We start from the raw sequence: 18,095 nt of genomic DNA on the forward strand, positions 1-18,095 counted from the left end.
TATGAGAGGGGCCGAGCTGTCGCAATCAAGCGTTTGAGACATCCGCTGTAGCGATACGGACATCCAGGTCGGCGGTCAGGCCGGTCGGAAGGTCCCCGGTGTGAGTCCCGTCGTACGCCGGAAGGCGACACCGAACGCGCTCGCCGAGCGGTAGCCGACCTGTTCGGCCACGCTCTCCACGTCCCATCCGCGGGCCAGCAGGCCGATCGCGTGCTGGGCGCGGACCGCAGCGACCCAGCGGACGAAGCTCATGTCGGTCTCGGCGGTGAACGCCCGGGCGACCGTACGGGTGCTGGCGCCGAGGGCGGACGCCCAGTCGGTCAGCGTCCGCTGGTCGGCCGGATCCTCGCGCACCGCGTCGGCGATCGGGCGCAGCAGGTCGGAGACCGGGATCCGGACGAGCAGTTCGCGGGGCGACGGGGTGAGCACGTCGAGCACCAGCGCCTCGGTCGCGGCCCGCGAGGACACGGCGAGGCCGGGTTCGCCGAGCCGTTCGAGGAGCAGGCGCAGCAGCGGGGTGATCTCGACGGCGACCGGGGTGTCGGAGATCGACGCGGTGGTCCGGAAGCCGAAGAAGCTCGCGCGCAGCCAGGTACCGGCGGTCGCCGCGCCGGTGTGGAGGGTGCCCGCGGGCATCCAGAGGCCGAGCGTCGGCGTGATCGTCCAGACGCGTTCACCGACCACCGCCGTGGAGGCGCCGCGCTCGTTCCAGAGCAGCTCGTGAAAGGGGTGGGAGTGCGCGTCCCAGTGCGTGTCGTGGGAGACGACCTCGCCGTAGTCCTTGATGACGAACGGCGTCTCCACCGAGCCGGGCGCGAGCGCGGGAAGCGTGCGGGTCTCCCTGGTCATGGGAGGCGGCCCTGGAGGATACGGGAACCGCTCGCGGCGGACGGGTGGTGCATCCGCCCAGGATAGAGCCTTCCGTTCGGCCCGCACCGGGGGGCGTGCGGGAATCGTGAGCCCCTCCGTCTGCCTCGACTCGACGTTTACGCGGGCCCGGGTACGTCCTTCAGGTGAAGGGGTCACCGCTTTCGCCGCGTACGCCTTCGCCCGGCCGGACAGTGGGTGGGCCGGCCCGGCAACAGGGCCGTGGCCGGTGGAACGTGACGTGCGGAGAAGGGTGACGGATTCATGGGCACTGAGGCCACCAGGCGGGTCGCGCTCGTTTTCTCCCTGTTCGACGCCAATGCCAACGGCGTCCTGGAGCAGGACGACTTCGATCTCATGGCCGAGCGGGTCGTCCGCGAGGCACACGCGTCGGACCAGGCGGCGAAGGACGCGATGCGCGCGGCGTTCAGGCGGTACTGGACGACCCTGCTGACCGAGCTGGACGCCGACGGGAACGGCGAGATCAGCTTCGAGGAGTTCACGGCGTGCGTGCTGTCGCCGGAGCGGTTCGACGCCACCATCGCTGTGTTCGCCGAGGCGCTGGCCGCCCTGGGCGACCCGGACGGCGACGGCCTGATCGAACGCCCGCTGTTCATGGCGCTGATGCGGGCGATCGGGTTCGAGGCAGAGAACATCGACGCGCTCTTCGACGCCTTCGAGCCGACGGACGGGGACCGGATCCGGGTGGAGACCTGGGTCACCGGGATCAAGGACTACTACGCCCCGGGCAAGGCCGGTATCCCCGGGGACCACCTGGTCGTCGGCACGCCCGTCTGACCGGGCACCCCTGACCGGCTGGTGGAGGGCGCCCCGCCCGTGACGGGCGGGGCGCCCTCCCTTCGTGCGCGCGAGGAAGCGGCCTCCGCCCTTCCCGCCCGTGCTCAGCCCGTCAGCAGGTCCGGGTTGCCCGCCAGCGCGGCCAGGCGGCCCTGCGGGTCCGGGACGAGGCGGCGTTCGGTCAGGTCGAGGACGCCGGCGACTCCGGTGATCTCCGCGGCCACCGTGCCGTCCTCCTTGATGATCTGCTGCTCCATGGTGAACGTCCTGCCCGTGCCGTAGTCGAACCGGCAGGTGACCCGTACGCGCTCGCCGCCGCGCAGCTCCCGACGGTACTTGACCGTCACCTCCAGCTGCACCGGGCCGATTCCGTCGGCCAGCAGCTTCTCCTGGGGCAGTCCGGCGGCGCGCAGCAGCTCCCAGCGGGCGTGCTCCGCGTACTGGAGGTAGACGGCCTGGTTCAGGTGGCCCTGGGTGTCGAGCTCGTAGCCGCGCACGGTCACATCAACGGAGAAGGTCATGACCGTGCGAACAACCGGGCCCGGCCGTCCATTCCGGGCGGACCGGGGGTGCCGGATCCCTTTACGCACCTGTCATGTACCGGTAACTTCCACTCGCAAGGAATTGCAGCAACATTCCGGCAGAACTTGCCGGATCGCGTTCACTCACCGAACCCCGAGGCGCGTCAGGGTTCTCCCCTCCCCTGGAGACACGCATGAGACGCACTCCTCACCGGCTGCTGCGCCGTCCGCTCGCGGCGGCCGTGGCAGCGGCCGGGCTGCTGGGGCTTCTGACCGCCGTACCGCAAGCGCGTTCCGCCCCGGCGAGCGAACCCGTCGCCTCCTCGGCCGCCGCCGCGACCACGGCGACCGTCTTCTACTCCACGAAGACCCGCAACTGGTCGGCGTACTACCTGCATTACTCTCCCGACGGCGGTTCCTGGACCACCGTCCCCGGCACCCGGATGGAGGCCGCCTGCACGGACTGGGTGAAGCTGACGGTCCCGCTCGGGAGCGCGGGCGGGCTGAAAGCGACCTTCACCAACGGCTCGGGCACCTGGGACAACAACGCGGGCAGGAACTACGACCTGGGCACCGGGAACATCACGGTCCAGGACGGGACCGTGGCGCACAGCGACCCGTGCGCGGGTGCGGGTCCCGAGGAGCCGGAAGAGCCGGGCGGGGCGAACACGGCCTCCGTCTACTACGCGACCTCCACCGTCGGCTGGTCCACCGTCAATCTGCACTACCGCCCGCACGACGGAGCGTGGACGGCCGTCCCCGGCATCGGTATGGAAGCCGCCTGTACGGGCTGGGTGAAGCGCACGGTCGACCTCGGGAGCGCCGCAGGGCTCCAGGCGGCGTTCAACGACGGCAACGGCGTCAGGGACAACAACAACGGCAGCGACTACACCCTGGGATCCGGGCTCACCACGGTGAAGGACCGTAAAGTGACGGCCTCGGCGAAGGACCCGTGCGCCGCCGAGGAACCGGACACCGAGGCGCCGTCCGTGCCCACCGCGGTGAAGGCCACCGCCGACGGGGTGGCGGCCGTGGTCACCTGGGAACCCGCCACGGATGACCGAGGTGTGACGAAGTATCAAGTCACCAGGACCGGTGGGACGAAGGGCACGGTGGTCACCGACACCACCTCGACCGTCTTCTCCGACACGGAGCTTGAAGCGAAGACCGCCTACCGCTACACCGTCCGGGCCGTCGACGCAGCCGGGAACGTCTCGGCCGAGTCCGCCCCGGCCTCCGTCACCACCGGCGAGAAGCCCACCGCCCCGGCCACGGGCACACCGCTGGGCACCGATCCCCGCAAGGACCCGATCTACTTCGTGCTCACCGCCCGCTTCAACGACGGCGACCCGACGAACAACCGCGGCGGCAGCCAGCACGCGAAGTCCGGCAACGCGGCCAACGACGATCCCATGTTCCGGGGCGACTTCAAGGGGCTGGTGCAGAAGCTCGACTACATCAAGGGGCTCGGCTTCTCCGCGGTCTGGATCACCCCGGTCGTGCTCAACCGCTCGGACTACGACTACCACGGCTACCACGGCTACGACTTCTACAAGGTCGACCCTCGACTGGAGTCGGCCGGAGCCTCCTACCAGGACCTCATCGACGCGGCCCACGCCAAGGGCATGAAGATCTACCAGGACGTCGTCCACAACCACTCCTCGAGGTGGGGCGCCAAGGGCCTGTTCACCCCGAAGGCGTACGGCGTGCGCGACACGCAGTGGAGCTGGTACTACGACGAGAAGAACGAGGGGTTCACGTACGACGGCCTCACCGTCGAGCCCAAGTCCGGGAAGTCGTACTACAACGGCGACCTGTGGTCCACGGCCGAGCCGACGGGCAACACCTGCGTGGGCTGGGGCGCGCCCACCGGGCACACCTCGCCGGAGGGCTACCGGATCTACAACTGCCAGTGGCCCAGCCCTACTTCGGGCATGTTCCCGAAGGCGCTCTACCACACCTGCTGGATCGGCAACTGGGAGGGCGAGGATTCCCGCTCCTGCTGGCTGCACGACGACCTCGCCGACTTCAACACCGAGAACGCCCAGGTCCAGAACTATCTGATCGGCGCGTACAACAAGTACATCGACATGGGTGTCGACGGCTTCCGGCTCGACACGGCGGTGCACATCCCCCGCACCACCTGGAACCGCCGTTTCCTGCCCGCGATCCAGGAGCGCGTCACGCAGCGGTTCGGCGCCTAGGCGGCGAAGAACTTCTTCGTCTTCGGTGAGGTCGCTGCCTTCGTCAACGACAAGTGGAACCGCGGCTCGGTCAATCACTCGGCGCAGTTCTTCACCTGGAAGGAGCGGGGGGAGTACAGCGCGGAAGACGAGAAGGCCGCCCTGGAGATGTACGACTACGAGCAGCAGCAGGGCACGGCGGCCCAGCCCGTCTCCGACAACGCGTTCCTCAAGGGCAACGCCTACCACGCGCCCGACCGCAGCCGGTTCTCCGGGATGAACATCATCGACATGCGGATGCACATGAACTTCGGTGACGCGGACAACGCGTTCCACAACGGCAGGGACTCCGACGACGCGGTCAACGACCCCACGTACAACGTGGTCTATGTCGACAGCCACGACTACGGCCCCAACAAGAGCAGCGAGCGCTACGCCGGCGGTACGGACGCCTGGGCCGAGAACATGTCGCTGATGTGGACCTTCCGGGGCATTCCGACGCTCTACTACGGCTCCGAGATCGAGTTCCAGAAGGGCAAGAAGATCGACTGCGGTCCGACGTGTCCCCTGGCGACGACCGGACGGGCCTACTTCGGGGAACACCTGGCCGGTGAGGTGACGGCCTCGGACTTCGGAAAGGTCTCCTCGGCCACCGGCAAGGTCGCCGACACCCTGGCCGCGCCGCTGGCCAGGCACCTCCAGCGGCTCAACGAGATCCGGCGGGCCGTGCCGGCACTGCAGATGGGCCAGTACTCCACGGAGGGCATCAGCGGCTCGATGGCGTACAAGCGCCGCTACACCGACGCGGCGAGCGGCACGGACAGCTTCGCCCTGGTGACGGTCTCCGGGAGCGCCACGTACACCGGCATCCCCAACGGCACGTACAAGGACGCCGTCACGGGCGACACCAAGGTGGTCACCGGCGGCACCCTCACGGTCCCGGCCCCCGGAAAGGGCAACCTGCGCGTGTACGTCCTGGACCTCGGCGGAAAGAACGCGGCGCCGGGGAAGATCGGCGCGGCGGGACCGTATCTGAACTAGCGGACCCGGCCGGCCCGGCCGCCCGGGTGCGCGGCTACCGCGCCCGCAGGTGCGGGAAGCGCCATTCGGTGCGGCTGCGCAGGGTTTCACCGGGGCGCAGCACCGTGCTCGGGTGGCCGGGACGGTTGGGTGAGTCCGGCAGGTGCTGGGTCTCCAGGCAGAGCGAGCCGTGGCGTTGGTGGCGGCGGCCGGTGCCGTCGGTGAAGGCGCCGTCGAGCTGGTTGGCGGTGTAGATCTGGAGGCCCGGTTCGGTGGTCCACAGCTCCAGGGTGCGACGGTCGCCGGGCGCGGTGAGGCGGGCGGCGCGGCGCAGGGTGCCGGGGGCGGCGGGGCGCAGGACCCAGCAGTGGTCGTAGCCGCCGGCCTGGTCCAGCTGGGCGTCCGGGTGGGCGAGGCGTTCGCCGATGCGGTGCGGGGTGGTGAGGTCGAAGGGGGTGCCGGTCACCGGGGCGGGCGGGCCTTCGGGGATGGAGCCGGCGTCGACGGGGAGATAGGCGTCGGCGTCGACCTCAAGGGTGTGGCCGAGGATGTCGTCGTCGCCGAGGTTGAGGTAGGAGTGGTTGGTGAGGTTGACGACGGTGGGCCGGTCGGTGGCGGCCGTGTAGTCGACGGCGAGGGTGCCGGTGGTGTCCAGGGTGTAGGTGGCGGTGACGTCGAGCGCTCCGGGGAAGCCCATGTCGCCGTCGGGGCTGTGCAGGGTGAGCCGGAGGACGGCTGCGGTGTCGGTGCGGTGCCCGGCGGCCTCCCAGATCTTGGTGTGGAAGCCGTCGGGCCCGCCGTGCAGGGCGTGACCGCGGTCGTTGGCGGGGATGTGGTGCGTGGTGCCGTCGAGGGTGAAGCGGCCGTGGGCGATCCGGTTGGCGTACCGGCCGACGATCGCCCCGAAGTACGGGTTCTTGTCGGTGTAGTCGTCGAGCGCGGGCAGCGAGCGGACGACCGGGCCGGGTTCGCCCGCGGTGTCCGGCACGGTGAGACTGTGCAGGACACCGCCGTAGGTGAGGACCTCGGCCCGGACGCCGGTGCCGGATTCGAGGGTCCAGAGGTCGGTCTCGCTCTGCCCGTGGGCGCGGCCGAACGGTTTGCGGTGCACGGTGGGCATGAGGAGTTCCTTGGGGGTGCGGAAGGGGCCTCGCGAGGGTGCGTCAGCTCGCCGGGCCGGAGGCCTCGCGGGGCGTGGTGGATTCGCGGACGACGAGGCGGTAGCCGGGGCGGGGCCGCCGGGGTTCGGCGACCGGGGTGCCGGCGAGGCGTTCGACGAGGCTGTCGACGGCGAGCCGGGCGATGGCCGTCTTGTCCGGCGCGATGGTGGTGAGCGTGGTGGCCCCGTACCGGCTCTCCTCGATGTCGTCGAAGCCGACGACGGCGATGTCGTCCGGGACGGTGAGGCCGCGTTCGGTGATGGTGCGCATGGCCCCGATCGCGATCAGGTCGTTGTACGCGAACACCGCGTCGGGCCGCTCGCCCCGGTCGAGGAGGGAGGCCATCGCGGCGGCCCCGTCCTCACGGCCGTAGCCGTCGGTGACGACGACCAGGGACTCGTCGGGGGTGATGCCGGAGGCGGCCAGCTCCTCACGCCAGCCGCGCAGCCGGAGATGGGCGGGCTGGCGTTCCCGCCCGGTACGGGAGCCGAGGAAGGCGATACGCCGGTGGCCCAGCGCGATCAGGTGGGCGACGGCCTCACGGGCGGCGGCCACGTTGTCGATGGCGATGTGGTCGTACGGGGCCTCGTACTCGCGTTCGCCGAGCAGCACCAGCGGCGCGGTCTCGGTGCGGGCCATCAGGTCCTCGGTCTCCAGGTGGATGGGGCTGAGGATGAGCCCGTCGATGACGTGGGAGCGGAATCCCTGGCAGACCAGCAGCTCCTTCTCGCGCTGGCCCGCCGTGTGGTCGACCAGGACGGTGTAGTCGTGCCGCGCCGCCGCGTCGACGACCTCGCCGGCCAGCTCCGCGAAGTACGGGTTGCCGAACTCGGGGACGGCCAGCGCGATGATGCCGGTGCGGCCCTTGCGCAGATGACGGGCGGTGAGGTTCGGCCGGTAGCCGAGCTCGTCGATCGCCTGCTGCACCTTGGCCCGCATCTTCGGGGTGACGTGCTGGTAGTTGTTGACCACGTTCGACACGGTCTTGATGGACACGCCCGCCCGTTGAGCTACGTCCTTGAGGCTGACGCCCACGGCACTCCTTGTTTTTCCTGGTTCGACTGGGCCCGATCCGTACGGCTCAGGTGGTTCTCCGGCTGCGTGCGAGGTAACGCTGCGCCACCACGACAACGATAAGGAAGCCGCCGCTGACCACCGACTGGTACGAGGAGTTGAGCGAGCCGATCTGGTTGATCAGGTTCTGGATCACGGCGAGCAGCAGGACGCCCCAGAGGGTGCCGCTGATCGAGCCCGCGCCGCCGATGAGGAGCGTGCCGCCGATGACGACGGCGGAGATCGCGTCCAGCTCCATGCCGACGCCGACGATGGTGACGCCGGAGGAGAGGCGAGCGGCGTTCAGCGCTCCGGCGAGTCCGGCGAGCAGCCCGCTGAGGGTGTAGACGAGGATCTTCGTGCGGGCGACGGGGAGTCCCATCAGGGTGGCCGCGTCGCTGCTGCCGCCGACCGCGAACAGCGTCTGTCCGAACGAGGTCCGCTGGAGGAGCAGGCCGCCCGCTCCGAAGAGGGCCAGCGCGATGAGGATCGGGTAGCCGAAGCCCCAGACGCTGCCCTGGCCCAGCTCGGCGAAGGCGGAGTCCTTGGGCACCAGATAGGTGGTGGCGCCCTCGTCGGTGAAGGCGAGCAGCATGCCGCGCGCCGCGAGGAGACTGGCGAGCGTCACGATGAAGGGGGCCATGTTGGCGCGGGCGATGAGCAGCCCGTTGACCAGGCCGATCGCGCCGCAGACCACCAGAGGCACGAGCAGGGCGGCGAAGAAGCCCCATGGGGAGGCCCAGGCGGCGAGGACGCCGCCGAGGGCGAAGACGGAGCCGACGGAGAGGTCGATACCGCCGGTGATGATGACGAGCGTCATGCCGAGCGCGACGATCGCGAGGAACGACGCCTGGACGGTGACGCCCCGGGCGTTGTCGAGGCTGGCGAACGTCGGGTAGACGAACGAGGCGATGAGGATCACGGTCAGCAGGACCGCGAGGACTCCCTGGCGCTGGACGAGTTCCCCGATGCGGGAGCCGGTGGAGCGCTCGGGGCGGGGTTCGGGGCGCGAGGGGGCGCTTTTCAGCGGCGCCGGGGCCTCGGCCGCGGGCACGGTGGCCGGTGTGGTCTTGTTCATCGGGACCTACGCTCCCGGGCGACGTAGACGGCGGCGATGATGATGGCCGCCTGGGCGATCTGTGCGGTGGAGTCGGGCAGGTCGTGCTTGACGAGGGTGGCGCGCAGCAGCTGCATCAGCAGGGCTCCGGCGACGGTCCCGAGCACGCGGATGGAGCCGCCGTTCAGCGGGGTGCCGCCGACGACGACCGCCGTGATGGCGGACAGCTCCATGAGCGTGCCGAGGGAAGACGGGTCGCTGGCGGTGAGCCGTGCGGTCGCGAGGATGCCGGCGAGGGCGGCCATCACCCCGCAGAGGATGTAGACGCCGATCAGGACGCGCTTGACGGGCAGTCCGGACAGGGCGGAGGCCGAGCGGTTGCCGCCGATGGCGACGATCTGCCGGCCGAAGGTGGTGCGCTGCACCAGGAACGCGACGGCGAGCGCGAGGACGCCCGCGATGAGGACGACCGTCGGGATGCCGAGGAAGGAGCCGGTGCCGAGCGCGAGGATGTCCGGGTTGACGATCTGCTTGAGCTGGCCGTCCGCCATCACGAGGGCGAGCCCCCGGCCGCCGACGAACAGGGCGAGCGTGGCGACGATGGGTTGCAGCCCGACGAGGGAGACGAGCGTCCCGTTGATCGCGCCGACCACCGCCCCGGCGAGCAGGGCGATCAGGAGCGCGGGGACAAGTCCGTAACCGAGGTAGAGCGGCAGCAGGGCGGCGGCGAGCGCCATGGTGGAGCCGACGGAGAGGTCGATGCCCTCGGTGCCGATGACCAGGGCCATGCCGAGCGCGACGATCACGATGGGCGCGACCTGGACGAGCTGGGTGCGCAGGTTGTCGGCCGTCAGGAAGTGTTCGGTGAACAGGGCGTTGAACAGCAGCACGACGGCGACGGCCGCGTACACCCCGTACTCCTGGTACCAGGCGGGGTCGCGGAGCCGGGCCAGCGGCTTCGCGGGGCGTGGCAGGGTGGCCTGGGTGGTCATCGGGGGTCCTCCTGGCCGGCCGGGACCTTCCCGCCGGGTTCGGGCGTGTGATCACCGGGCGCGGTGCCGGGCGTACGGTCGCTGAGCACCGCGTCGGGCCTACCGTCGGCGGCCTCGGGGTCGGACGTGTGGTCGCCGGGCGTGTGGTCGGCGAGCACTTCGAGGAGGCGGCTCTCGTCCACCTCGTCGCCGGCGAGTTCACCGGCGACCGCGCCGCCGCGCAGGACGACGATGCGGTCGGCGCCCTCGATCAGCTCCTCGATGTCGGAGGAGATCAGCAGCACGGCGAGCCCTTCGCGGGCGAGTTCGTCGATGAGGGACTGCACCTCGGCCTTGGCGCCGACGTCGATGCCCCGGGTGGGCTCGTCGAGCAGCAGGACCTTGGGCTCCAGGCAGAGCCAGCGGGCGAGCAGCACCTTCTGCTGGTTGCCGCCGGAGAGTTCGCCGACCTTCTGTTCGGGGCTGGACGCCTTGATCCGCAGTCGCTTCATGAAGACGTCGACGATGCGGTCCTGCTTGGCGCGGGAGACGATCCCGGCCTTGGAGAGCCGGGGCATGGCGGCGAGCACGATGTTCTCGCGGACGGAGAGTCCGGGGACGATGCCCTCGGCCTTGCGGTCCTCGGGGAGCATGCTGATGCCCGCGCGGATGGCGGCGGCGGGTGTGGGCCGGCCGATGCGCTTGCCGTCGACGGTGATCTCCCCGCCGTCCAGGGGCAGCGCGCCGGTCAGCGCCTTCGCGGTCTCGCTGCGCCCCGAGCCCAGCAGACCGCCGAGTCCCAGCACCTCCCCCGCGTACAACTCGACGGATATGTCGTGCAGTTGGTGACGACGGTCGAGGCCGGTCGCGGTGAGGACGGGGGTGCGGGCGGCGTCGTGGCCCTCGGCGGCGAAGCCGGTGAGGCCGTCGCGGCGGACCTCGGCCATGTCGCGGCCGAGCATCATCGACACCAGCTGCATGCGTTCCAGCGGGGCGAGTTCGCCGGTGTGGATGTGGCGGCCGTCCCGCAGCACGGTGACCCGGTCGCAGATGCGGTAGAGCTCGTCCATACGGTGGCTGACGTAGAGGACGGCGATGCCCTGGCCGCGCAGGTTCTCGATGACCCGGAACAGGGTCTCGACCTCGCGGGGCTCCAGCGACGAGGTCGGCTCGTCCATGATGACGACCTGCGCCTGTACGGAGACGGCCCGGGCGAGGGCGACCATCTGCTGGGTGCCGATGCCGAGGGTGTGCAGGGGGCGCTTGGGGTCGACGCGGACGCCGAAGCCGTCGAGGAGTTCGGTGGTCTCGCGGTTCATCCGGGGGAAGTCGATGAGCCCGAAGCGGTTCTTCGGCTCCCGGCCCAGGAAGATGTTGCGCGCCACGCTCATCAGCGGGACGAGGTTCACCTCCTGGTAGATGGTGGAGATCCCGGCCTGCTGCGCCTCGAAGGGGCGGGCGAAGCGGACGGGTTCGCCACTGACGCGCACCTCGCCCTCGTCGCTCTGGTAGACGCCGGTGAGCACCTTGATGAGGGTGGACTTGCCGGCCCCGTTCTCGCCGACGAGCGCGTGGACCTCGCCCGCGCGCAGGGCGAAGGAGACGTCGTCCAGGGCGACGACGCCCGGGAACCGCTTGCTCACGGAGCGGGCTTCGAGGACGGGTTCGGCGACAGCGGCCCCGGCCCCGGAGGTCTCCGGGTGCGGGGGTGTCGCGTGGGTGGGTGCCATGGATCCTGGCCTTCCGGTGGTACGGGAACGGTCCCGGGCCGCCGCGTCGCCCCGGGGGGGGATGCCCGGGGTCGAGGCGGCGGCCGGAGTGCCGGTCGGAGTGCCGGTGCGGGTTCCGGTGGGAGCGCCGGCCGGGTCAGTACGCTCCGTTGAGCGATTCCTTGGCGTTGGCCTCGTCGTACTCGCGGTCGGTGATGATGACGTTCTCGGGGATCCCCTCACCGGCGTAGAACTTCTGCGCGGTGGCGAAGGCGAGCGGACCGAAGCGCGGGTTGGACTCGATGACGGCGTTGTACTCGCCGTTGACCAGGGCCTGGACGGCGTTGCGGGTGCCGTCGACCGACACGATCTTGACGTCCTTGCCGGGCTTCTTGCCGGCCGCCTTCAGCGCGGTGACCGCACCGAGGCCCATCTCGTCGTTCTCGGCGTAGACGGCGGTGATGTCGGGCTTGGACTGGATGAGCTGCTCCATGACCTGCTGGCCCTTGTCGCGGGCGAACTCGCCGGTCTGCTGGGCGACGATCTCCAGTCCGGGAGCCTCGGCCTTCACCTGGTCGACGAAGCCCTTGGTGCGGTCGGTGGTGACGTTGTTGCCGGAGGCGCCGAGCAGGATCGCGACCTTGCCCTTGCCGCCGGTGACCTTGATCATCGCGTCGGCGGCGCGCTTGCCCTGCTCGACGAAGTCGGAGCCGAGGAAGGCGACGTAGTCCTTGCAGGCGGTGGAGTTGACCTTGCGGTCGATGGTGAGGACGGGGACCTTCTTGGCGGCTGCCGCCTTCAACGCGGGCTCCAGACCGTCGGAGTTGAGCGGGGCGACGATGAGGAACTGCGCACCCTGGGAGAGCATGTCCTGGATGTCGCTGATCTGCTTGGACAGCTGGGACTGGGCGTTGGTGGTGAGGAGCTTCTTGACGCCGATCTTCTTCGCCTCGTCCTTGATGGACTGGGTCTCGGCGATCCGGAAGGGGTTGGCCTCCTTCTCCGACTGGGAGAAGCCGACCACCGCGTTCTTGAGGTCCAGCTTGGGCGCGCCGTAGGTCTCCAGCGTGCAGCCCGAACCGGACGAGGTTTCGGGGGTCTTGGCCTCCTGGGCCGCCTGACTGCTGTCGCCGCCCGCGTTGTTGGAGGTCTCCGACTTGGCGCAGCCGGCGGCGGCCAGCGTGGTGGCGGCGAGGACGCAGGCCACGGCGAGGGTACGGGATCGACGCTGGATCATCATGCGCGGAACGCTCCTTGGCGGGTTGACGGCACGCTGATCGGCGTGCGGTCGGGCATGCGGGACGAGGCATCGGCCACGGGGCAGCTGATGCCACTGCATTCCTCACACCCCTGCTCCGGACTGCGGGAACAGCGGTCGTGAGAGCCTGCGCAGCCTGTCGGCGGCTCGGTTTACAACGTTATATAGGCGGTGCGGCACGGGCGGCAAGAGCGTTGTCGATGCGTTTCCAAAAAGTGTCGGCCGACCGCCCGGGCGCTTCCACGACCGGCGGCCCACCGGGCGGCACAGGCTCTGCGCGGGGTCTGGACACCCGCCCGACACCGTGCTGTCATACCGCCGGACGCCTGATTTCTAACGTTGCAAGAACGGCTCTCGTCCGACCGCCCCGCGCGCGACGGCGGTCCTCGGCATGCGCCCGGCCGTTCGGCCCGCCGCTCCGCCCCCGCACCTCAGGTCACTTGCGTACCACCGGCAGCCCCGCCCTGCACGGCCTCGGTGCCGTGCAGCCACCCCCACCGAGTCCGGCCGCGGCACAGGCGGTCGCGGCCGAGAGCAGGAGCCGCACCGATGCCCCTGAACCGCAGGCAGCTCATCACCACCGCGGTGGCCACCGCCGTCGCCACCGGCGTCACGAGCCGGTGGGCGACCGCCGCGACGCCCGACCGCCACCGGGTCCCGGGCGCCCGCGGCGGCCACTACTCCCCCAATGCCGCCCCGTTGCACCCCACCGCTTTCCTGAAGCTGCCCCCGGGCAAGGTGACGGCGCACGGCTGGCTGGCCGGACAGCTGAAGCTCCAGCTGGAGGGGCTGTGCGGCCGGTACGAGGAGTTCTCGCACTTCCTCGACTTCACGGCCACCGGCTGGGTCCGCCCGGACCGGGGCGGCTGGGAGGAAGTCCCGTACTGGCTGCGCGGTTACGCCGATCTCGCGATCGTCACCGGTGACGCGACCGCTCTGGCCACCACTGGCCGCTGGATCGACGCGATCCTCGCCACCGGCCGGAGCGACGGCTTCTTCGGCCCGCAGGCGCTGCGGACCTCGCTCAACGGCGGGCCCGACTTCTGGCCGTTCCTCCCCCTGATCCAGGCCCTGCGCTCCTGGCAGGAGTACACGGAGGACGACCGGATCATCCCCTTCCTCAGCCGCTTCTTCCGCTACATGAACGCCCAGGGCCCGGGCGCCTTCGACACCAGCTGGATCGCCCTACGCTGGGGCGACGGCCTGGACAGCGTCATGTGGCTCTACAACCGGACCGGCGACGCCTTCCTCCTGGACCTCGTCGACAAGATCCACCGGTACGGGGCGGACTGGGGCGACAACCTGGTCAACCCGCACAACGTGAACATCGCCCAGGGCTTCCGGGAGCCCGCCCAGTTCGCGCTGCGCAGCGGCTCGGCCACCGACACCCGCAACACCTACGGCACGTACGCGAAGGCCATGGACGCCTACGGGCAGTTCCCCGGCGGCGGCTTCGCCGGGGACGAGAACGCCCGGCCCGGGCACGGCGACCCCCGCCAGGGCTTCGAGACCTGCGGAATCGTCGAGTTCATGGCGAGCCACCAGCTGCTCACCCGGATCACCGGGGACCCGCTGTGGGCCGACCGCTGCGAGGAGCTGGCGTTCAACTCGCTGCCGGCCTCGCTCGACCCGTCGGGCAAGGCGGTGCACTACATCACCGGCGCCAACAGCGTGGACCTGGACAACGAGCCCAAGCGGGACCGCCAGTTCCAGAACCCGTTCGCGATGCTGGCGTATCTGCCGGGCGTGGACCAGTACCGCTGCTGCCCCCACAACTACGGCATGGGCTGGCCGTACTTCACCGAGGAGCTGTGGCTCGCCACCCCCGACGGCGGGCTCGCGGCGGCGATGTACGCGCCCAGCGAGGTCACCGCGAAGGTCGCGGACGGAACAGAGGTGACGTTCGTCGAGGAGACCGGCTATCCCTTCACGGACACCGTCACCCTGTCCCTCACCGCACCGATGCCGCTGGCCTTCCCGCTGGTCCTGCGCATCCCGGCCTGGTGCGCGGACCCCGACGTCCGGGTCAACGGACAGCGGGTCGCCGCGCCCGTCGGCCCGGCCTTCACCCGGATCGAGCGGACCTGGTCCAGCGGCGACCGGGTCACCCTGCGGCTGCCGCAGCGCACCGCCGTACGCACCTGGGCGGAGAACCACGACTCCGTCAGCGTGGACCACGGGCCGCTCACGTACTCGCTGCGGATCGGGGAGGAGTACGAGCGGATCGGCGGCAGCGACAGCTTCCCGGAGTACGCGGTCCACGCCACGACCCCGTGGAACTACGGCCTCGTCCTGGACCCCGCCCGGCCGGCGGCGTCCCTGCGCCGCCGCTCCACGGGCCGGGCCCCCGGCGACAACCCGTTCACGCTGGACGGCACCCCGCTCACCATGACCGCCCGCGCCCGCCGCATCCCCGAGTGGACGGCGGACGACGAGCACGTGGTCGCGCCCCTCCAGCCGAGCCCGGCGCGCTCGACGGAGCCGGTCGAGGAGGTCACGCTCGTGCCCATGGGCGCGGCGCGGCTGCGGATCACGTCGTTCCCGACGGCCGCCCCGGAGGCCGAGCCGTGGCTCGCGGACCGCTGGTACCGGATCGCGAACCGGCACTCCGGCAAGGTGCTCGGCGTGGACGGCATGTCGACCGCGAACAGCGCCCACGTGGTGCAGTTCGGCGACACCGGCACGGCGGACCATCTGTGGCGGCTGGTCGCCAACGGCGACGGCTGGTACCGGATCCGCAACCGGCACTCCGGCAAGGTGCTGGGCGTCGACCTGATGTCGACGGCGAACAGCGCGCACATCGTCCAGTTCGACGACAACGACACCGCCGACCACCTGTGGCAGCTCGTTCCGGACGGGGGCGGCTGGTACCGGATCCGCAACCGGAACTCGGACAAGGTGCTCGGCGTGGACGGGATGTCCACCGCGGACAGCGCGCACGTCGTGCAGTACGACGACAACGGGACGGCCGACCATCTGTGGCGGCTGCTGCTCTGAGCGCTCCTCTCCCTTCCCTCCCCGACGTACCCCCTTCCAGCCCCGTACGACCGTAGAAAGGGATGTCCATGCGACCAGCACCCGCACCCCGCCGCCGCACCTGGTGGCGGAGATTGACGGCCACCACCGGCCTTCTCGCCCTGGTGGCCACCGCCCTCGTGGGGACCGGCACCGCCCCGGCCGCCGCCGCGCCCGCCGCCTGGGAGCCGAAGCCCGCGCCCATGACGACGCCGTGGACGGACAGCGTCCCCGTCGACAAGCCGCTGCCGGAGTATCCCCGCCCGCAGCTGACCCGGCCCGACTGGACGAACCTCAACGGAATCTGGGACTTCGCGGTCACCGGCCGTGACGCCGGGCAGCCGGCCACGTTCCCGGAGCAGATCCGGGTCCCGTTCGTCGCCGAGTCGGCGCTCTCCGGCATCCAGCGCCGCATCACCGAGAACGACAAGCTCTGGTACAAGCGGACCTTCACCGTCCCCGCGAACTGGAATAACCGCCGGGTCAAGCTGCACTTCGGGGCCTCCGACTGGCAGACCACGGTCTGGGTCAACGGCACCCAGGTCGGGGCGCACAAGGGCGGGTTCGACTCGTTCGCGTACGACATCACGCCGCAGCTCAACGGCGGGACGAACACGGTCGTGGTCTCCGTCTACGACCCGAGCCAGACCGGCGGCCAGGCGGTCGGCAAGCAGCGCATCAACGATGTGAAGCCGCACCCGGGCGGCGGGATCTTCTACACCGCGGCCTCCGGCATCTGGCAGACGGTCTGGCTGGAACCGGTGGCCTCCGCGCACATCACCCGCCTCGACATGACGCCGAACCTGGGCGACAACACCCTGCGGGTGAAGGTCCAGACGGCGGGCGCGGCGGGCCGGAGCGCCCGGATCACCGTCTCCAGCGGCGGTACGGTCGTGGGCACGGCGACCGGCGCGGTGAGCGGCGAGATCTCCGTACCCGTACCGAACCCCCGGCTGTGGACGCCCGAGGATCCCTTCCTGTACGACGTGAAGGCGGACCTCCTGGACGGTTCGGCCGTCACCGACACCGTGGGCAGCTACACCGGCATGCGGTCGATCGGGATCGCCAAGGTCGACAACATCCTGCGGCCGGTGCTCAACGGGAAGTTCGTGTTCCAGACGGGCACCCTGGACCAGGGGTACTGGCCGGACGGCATCTACACCGCGCCGAGCGACGCGGCGCTGAAGTACGACCTCCAGGCGCACAAGGACCTCGGGTTCAACATGGTCCGCAAGCACATCAAGGTGGAGCCGCAGCGGTGGTTCTACTGGGCGGACAAGCTGGGTCTGCTGGTGTGGCAGGACATGCCGTCGATGGACACCGGCAAGGTGCCGGACGGACCGGCCCGCACCCAGTGGGAGGCGGAGTACCGCACCATCATCGACCAGCACCGCAGTTCACCCTCGGTGGTGATGTGGGTCAACCAGAACGAGGGCTGGGGGCAGTACGACCAGGCGAGGATCGCCGACGAGGTGAAGGCCCAGGACCCCTCGCGTCTGGTCAACAACATGAGCGGGGTCAACTGCTGCGGCTCGGTCGACGGCGGCAACGGCGACGTGGTGGACAACCACATCTACGTCGGCCCCGGGAACACCGCGCCGAGTGCCACCCGGGCGGCCGTGCTCGGCGAGTTCGGCGGGCTCGGCTACAAGGCGCCGGGCCACGAGTGGTATCCGGGCGGCGGCTTCAGCTACGAGGACCAGCCGAGCATCGCCGCGCTCAACAACCGGTTCGTCGGTCTCCTGGACGCCATCCGGATCGGCCAACTGCCCGCCGGGCTCTCCGCGTCGGTCTACACGGAGATCACGGACGTCGAGAACGAGGCGAACGGGCTGCTGACGTACGACCGCCAGGTGGTGAAGGTCGACACGGCCCGGGTGAAGGCCGCCAACCAGGCCCTCATCCAGGCGTCCCGCAACCCCGCCCCGCCGGTGAACCTCCCCACCGGGCAGAACAAGTCGCTGCGGGTCACCACCCCCGGCCACACCACCAAGCACCTGCGCCACTACGACGGGCTGGCCTTCACCGAGGTGGTGAACAGCGGAAGTCCGGCCGTGCTCAAGGCGGACGCCACCTGGAAGATCGTCACCGGGCTCGCCAACAGCAACTGCTACTCCTTCGAGTCCCGGAACTACCCCGGCGAGTTCCTCCGGCACCGGGAGTTCCGGGTCCGCCGCGACGCCAACGACAACTCCGCGCTGTTCAAGGCGGATGCGACGTGGTGCGCGGTCGCGGGCACCGGCGGGGTGCGGTTCACCAGCGCCAATCTGCCGGGCAGCTATCTGCGCCACATCGACTCCGAGGTGTGGCTCGCCACGCCGGGCGGGGGGCAGCCCTTCGACAGCCCTGCGCTGTTCACCGAGGACACGACGTGGGCGGTGGACGCTCCGTGGGCGCCGTGACCTGACCTGACCAGGGGCACGGGCAGGGGCCCGGCTGCGGCGGAGGACACTCCCTCCATCGCCGCCGGGCCCCTTTGCGTG

At 70.5% G+C, this 18,095-nt stretch carries 11 protein-coding genes and 1 pseudogene; 4 read left to right on the forward strand and 8 right to left on the reverse strand.

Annotated features, from left to right (window positions below; translation table 11 throughout):
• Positions 1 to 75: 75 nt before the first annotated feature.
• A complete protein-coding gene (locus WQO_RS02020; RefSeq protein ID WP_010061731.1) occupies positions 76 to 849 on the reverse strand; it encodes a helix-turn-helix domain-containing protein in 774 nt (257 codons plus the stop codon).
• Between the two features lie 282 nt (positions 850 to 1,131).
• Here WQO_RS02020 and WQO_RS02025 point away from each other — a divergent pair, with 282 nt between their 5' ends.
• Positions 1,132 to 1,665 carry an EF-hand domain-containing protein gene (locus tag WQO_RS02025; protein ID WP_010061732.1) on the forward strand — a complete coding sequence of 178 codons (534 nt, stop codon included), beginning with the start codon at positions 1,132 to 1,134 and terminating at the stop codon, positions 1,663 to 1,665.
• Positions 1,666 to 1,769: 104 nt separating this feature from the next.
• Here the strand turns inward: WQO_RS02025 and WQO_RS02030 are convergent, their stop codons facing one another.
• Complete coding sequence (locus tag WQO_RS02030; protein ID WP_010061733.1) at positions 1,770 to 2,186, reverse strand: acyl-CoA thioesterase; 417 nt, start codon at positions 2,184 to 2,186, stop codon at positions 1,770 to 1,772.
• A gap of 194 nt (positions 2,187 to 2,380) precedes the next feature.
• On the opposite strand from WQO_RS02030, the pseudogene WQO_RS02035 reads away from it, so the two are divergent.
• Positions 2,381 to 5,410 (forward strand): annotated as a pseudogene (locus tag WQO_RS02035) (carbohydrate binding domain-containing protein).
• Between the two features lie 34 nt (positions 5,411 to 5,444).
• Here WQO_RS02035 and WQO_RS02040 read toward each other — a convergent pair.
• The 6 genes from WQO_RS02040 to WQO_RS02065 form a co-directional block, all read right to left on the reverse strand.
• Complete coding sequence (locus tag WQO_RS02040) at positions 5,445 to 6,509, reverse strand: aldose epimerase family protein (protein WP_010061734.1); 1,065 nt, start codon at positions 6,507 to 6,509, stop codon at positions 5,445 to 5,447.
• A gap of 43 nt (positions 6,510 to 6,552) precedes the next feature.
• On the reverse strand, positions 6,553 to 7,584 hold the full coding sequence (locus tag WQO_RS02045; protein WP_010061736.1) for a LacI family DNA-binding transcriptional regulator: 1,032 nt from the start codon (positions 7,582 to 7,584) through the stop codon (positions 6,553 to 6,555).
• A 46-nt stretch (positions 7,585 to 7,630) separates the two neighbouring features.
• Positions 7,631 to 8,680, reverse strand: coding sequence for an ABC transporter permease (locus WQO_RS02050; RefSeq protein ID WP_010061737.1), 1,050 nt, complete (start codon positions 8,678 to 8,680; stop codon positions 7,631 to 7,633).
• A complete protein-coding gene (locus WQO_RS02055) occupies positions 8,677 to 9,651 on the reverse strand; it encodes an ABC transporter permease (protein ID WP_010061738.1) in 975 nt (324 codons plus the stop codon). The genes WQO_RS02050 and WQO_RS02055 overlap by 4 nt, the downstream gene beginning before the upstream one ends.
• A complete protein-coding gene (locus WQO_RS02060) occupies positions 9,648 to 11,360 on the reverse strand; it encodes a sugar ABC transporter ATP-binding protein (RefSeq protein ID WP_010061739.1) in 1,713 nt (570 codons plus the stop codon). The genes WQO_RS02055 and WQO_RS02060 overlap by 4 nt, the downstream gene beginning before the upstream one ends.
• A gap of 136 nt (positions 11,361 to 11,496) precedes the next feature.
• On the reverse strand, positions 11,497 to 12,579 hold the full coding sequence (locus tag WQO_RS02065) for an ABC transporter substrate-binding protein (RefSeq protein WP_010061740.1): 1,083 nt from the start codon (positions 12,577 to 12,579) through the stop codon (positions 11,497 to 11,499).
• 567 nt (positions 12,580 to 13,146) lie between these two features.
• On the opposite strand from WQO_RS02065, the gene WQO_RS02070 reads away from it, so the two are divergent.
• On the forward strand, positions 13,147 to 15,594 hold the full coding sequence (locus tag WQO_RS02070; RefSeq protein ID WP_058953845.1) for an RICIN domain-containing protein: 2,448 nt from the start codon (positions 13,147 to 13,149) through the stop codon (positions 15,592 to 15,594).
• A gap of 68 nt (positions 15,595 to 15,662) precedes the next feature.
• Positions 15,663 to 18,014 carry a glycoside hydrolase family 2 gene (locus tag WQO_RS02075; protein ID WP_032748696.1) on the forward strand — a complete coding sequence of 784 codons (2,352 nt, stop codon included), beginning with the start codon at positions 15,663 to 15,665 and terminating at the stop codon, positions 18,012 to 18,014.
• Positions 18,015 to 18,095: the final 81 nt, after the last annotated feature.

This window comes from Streptomyces globisporus C-1027, from assembly GCF_000261345.2.
Lineage (GTDB): Bacteria > Actinomycetota > Actinomycetes > Streptomycetales > Streptomycetaceae > Streptomyces > Streptomyces pakalii.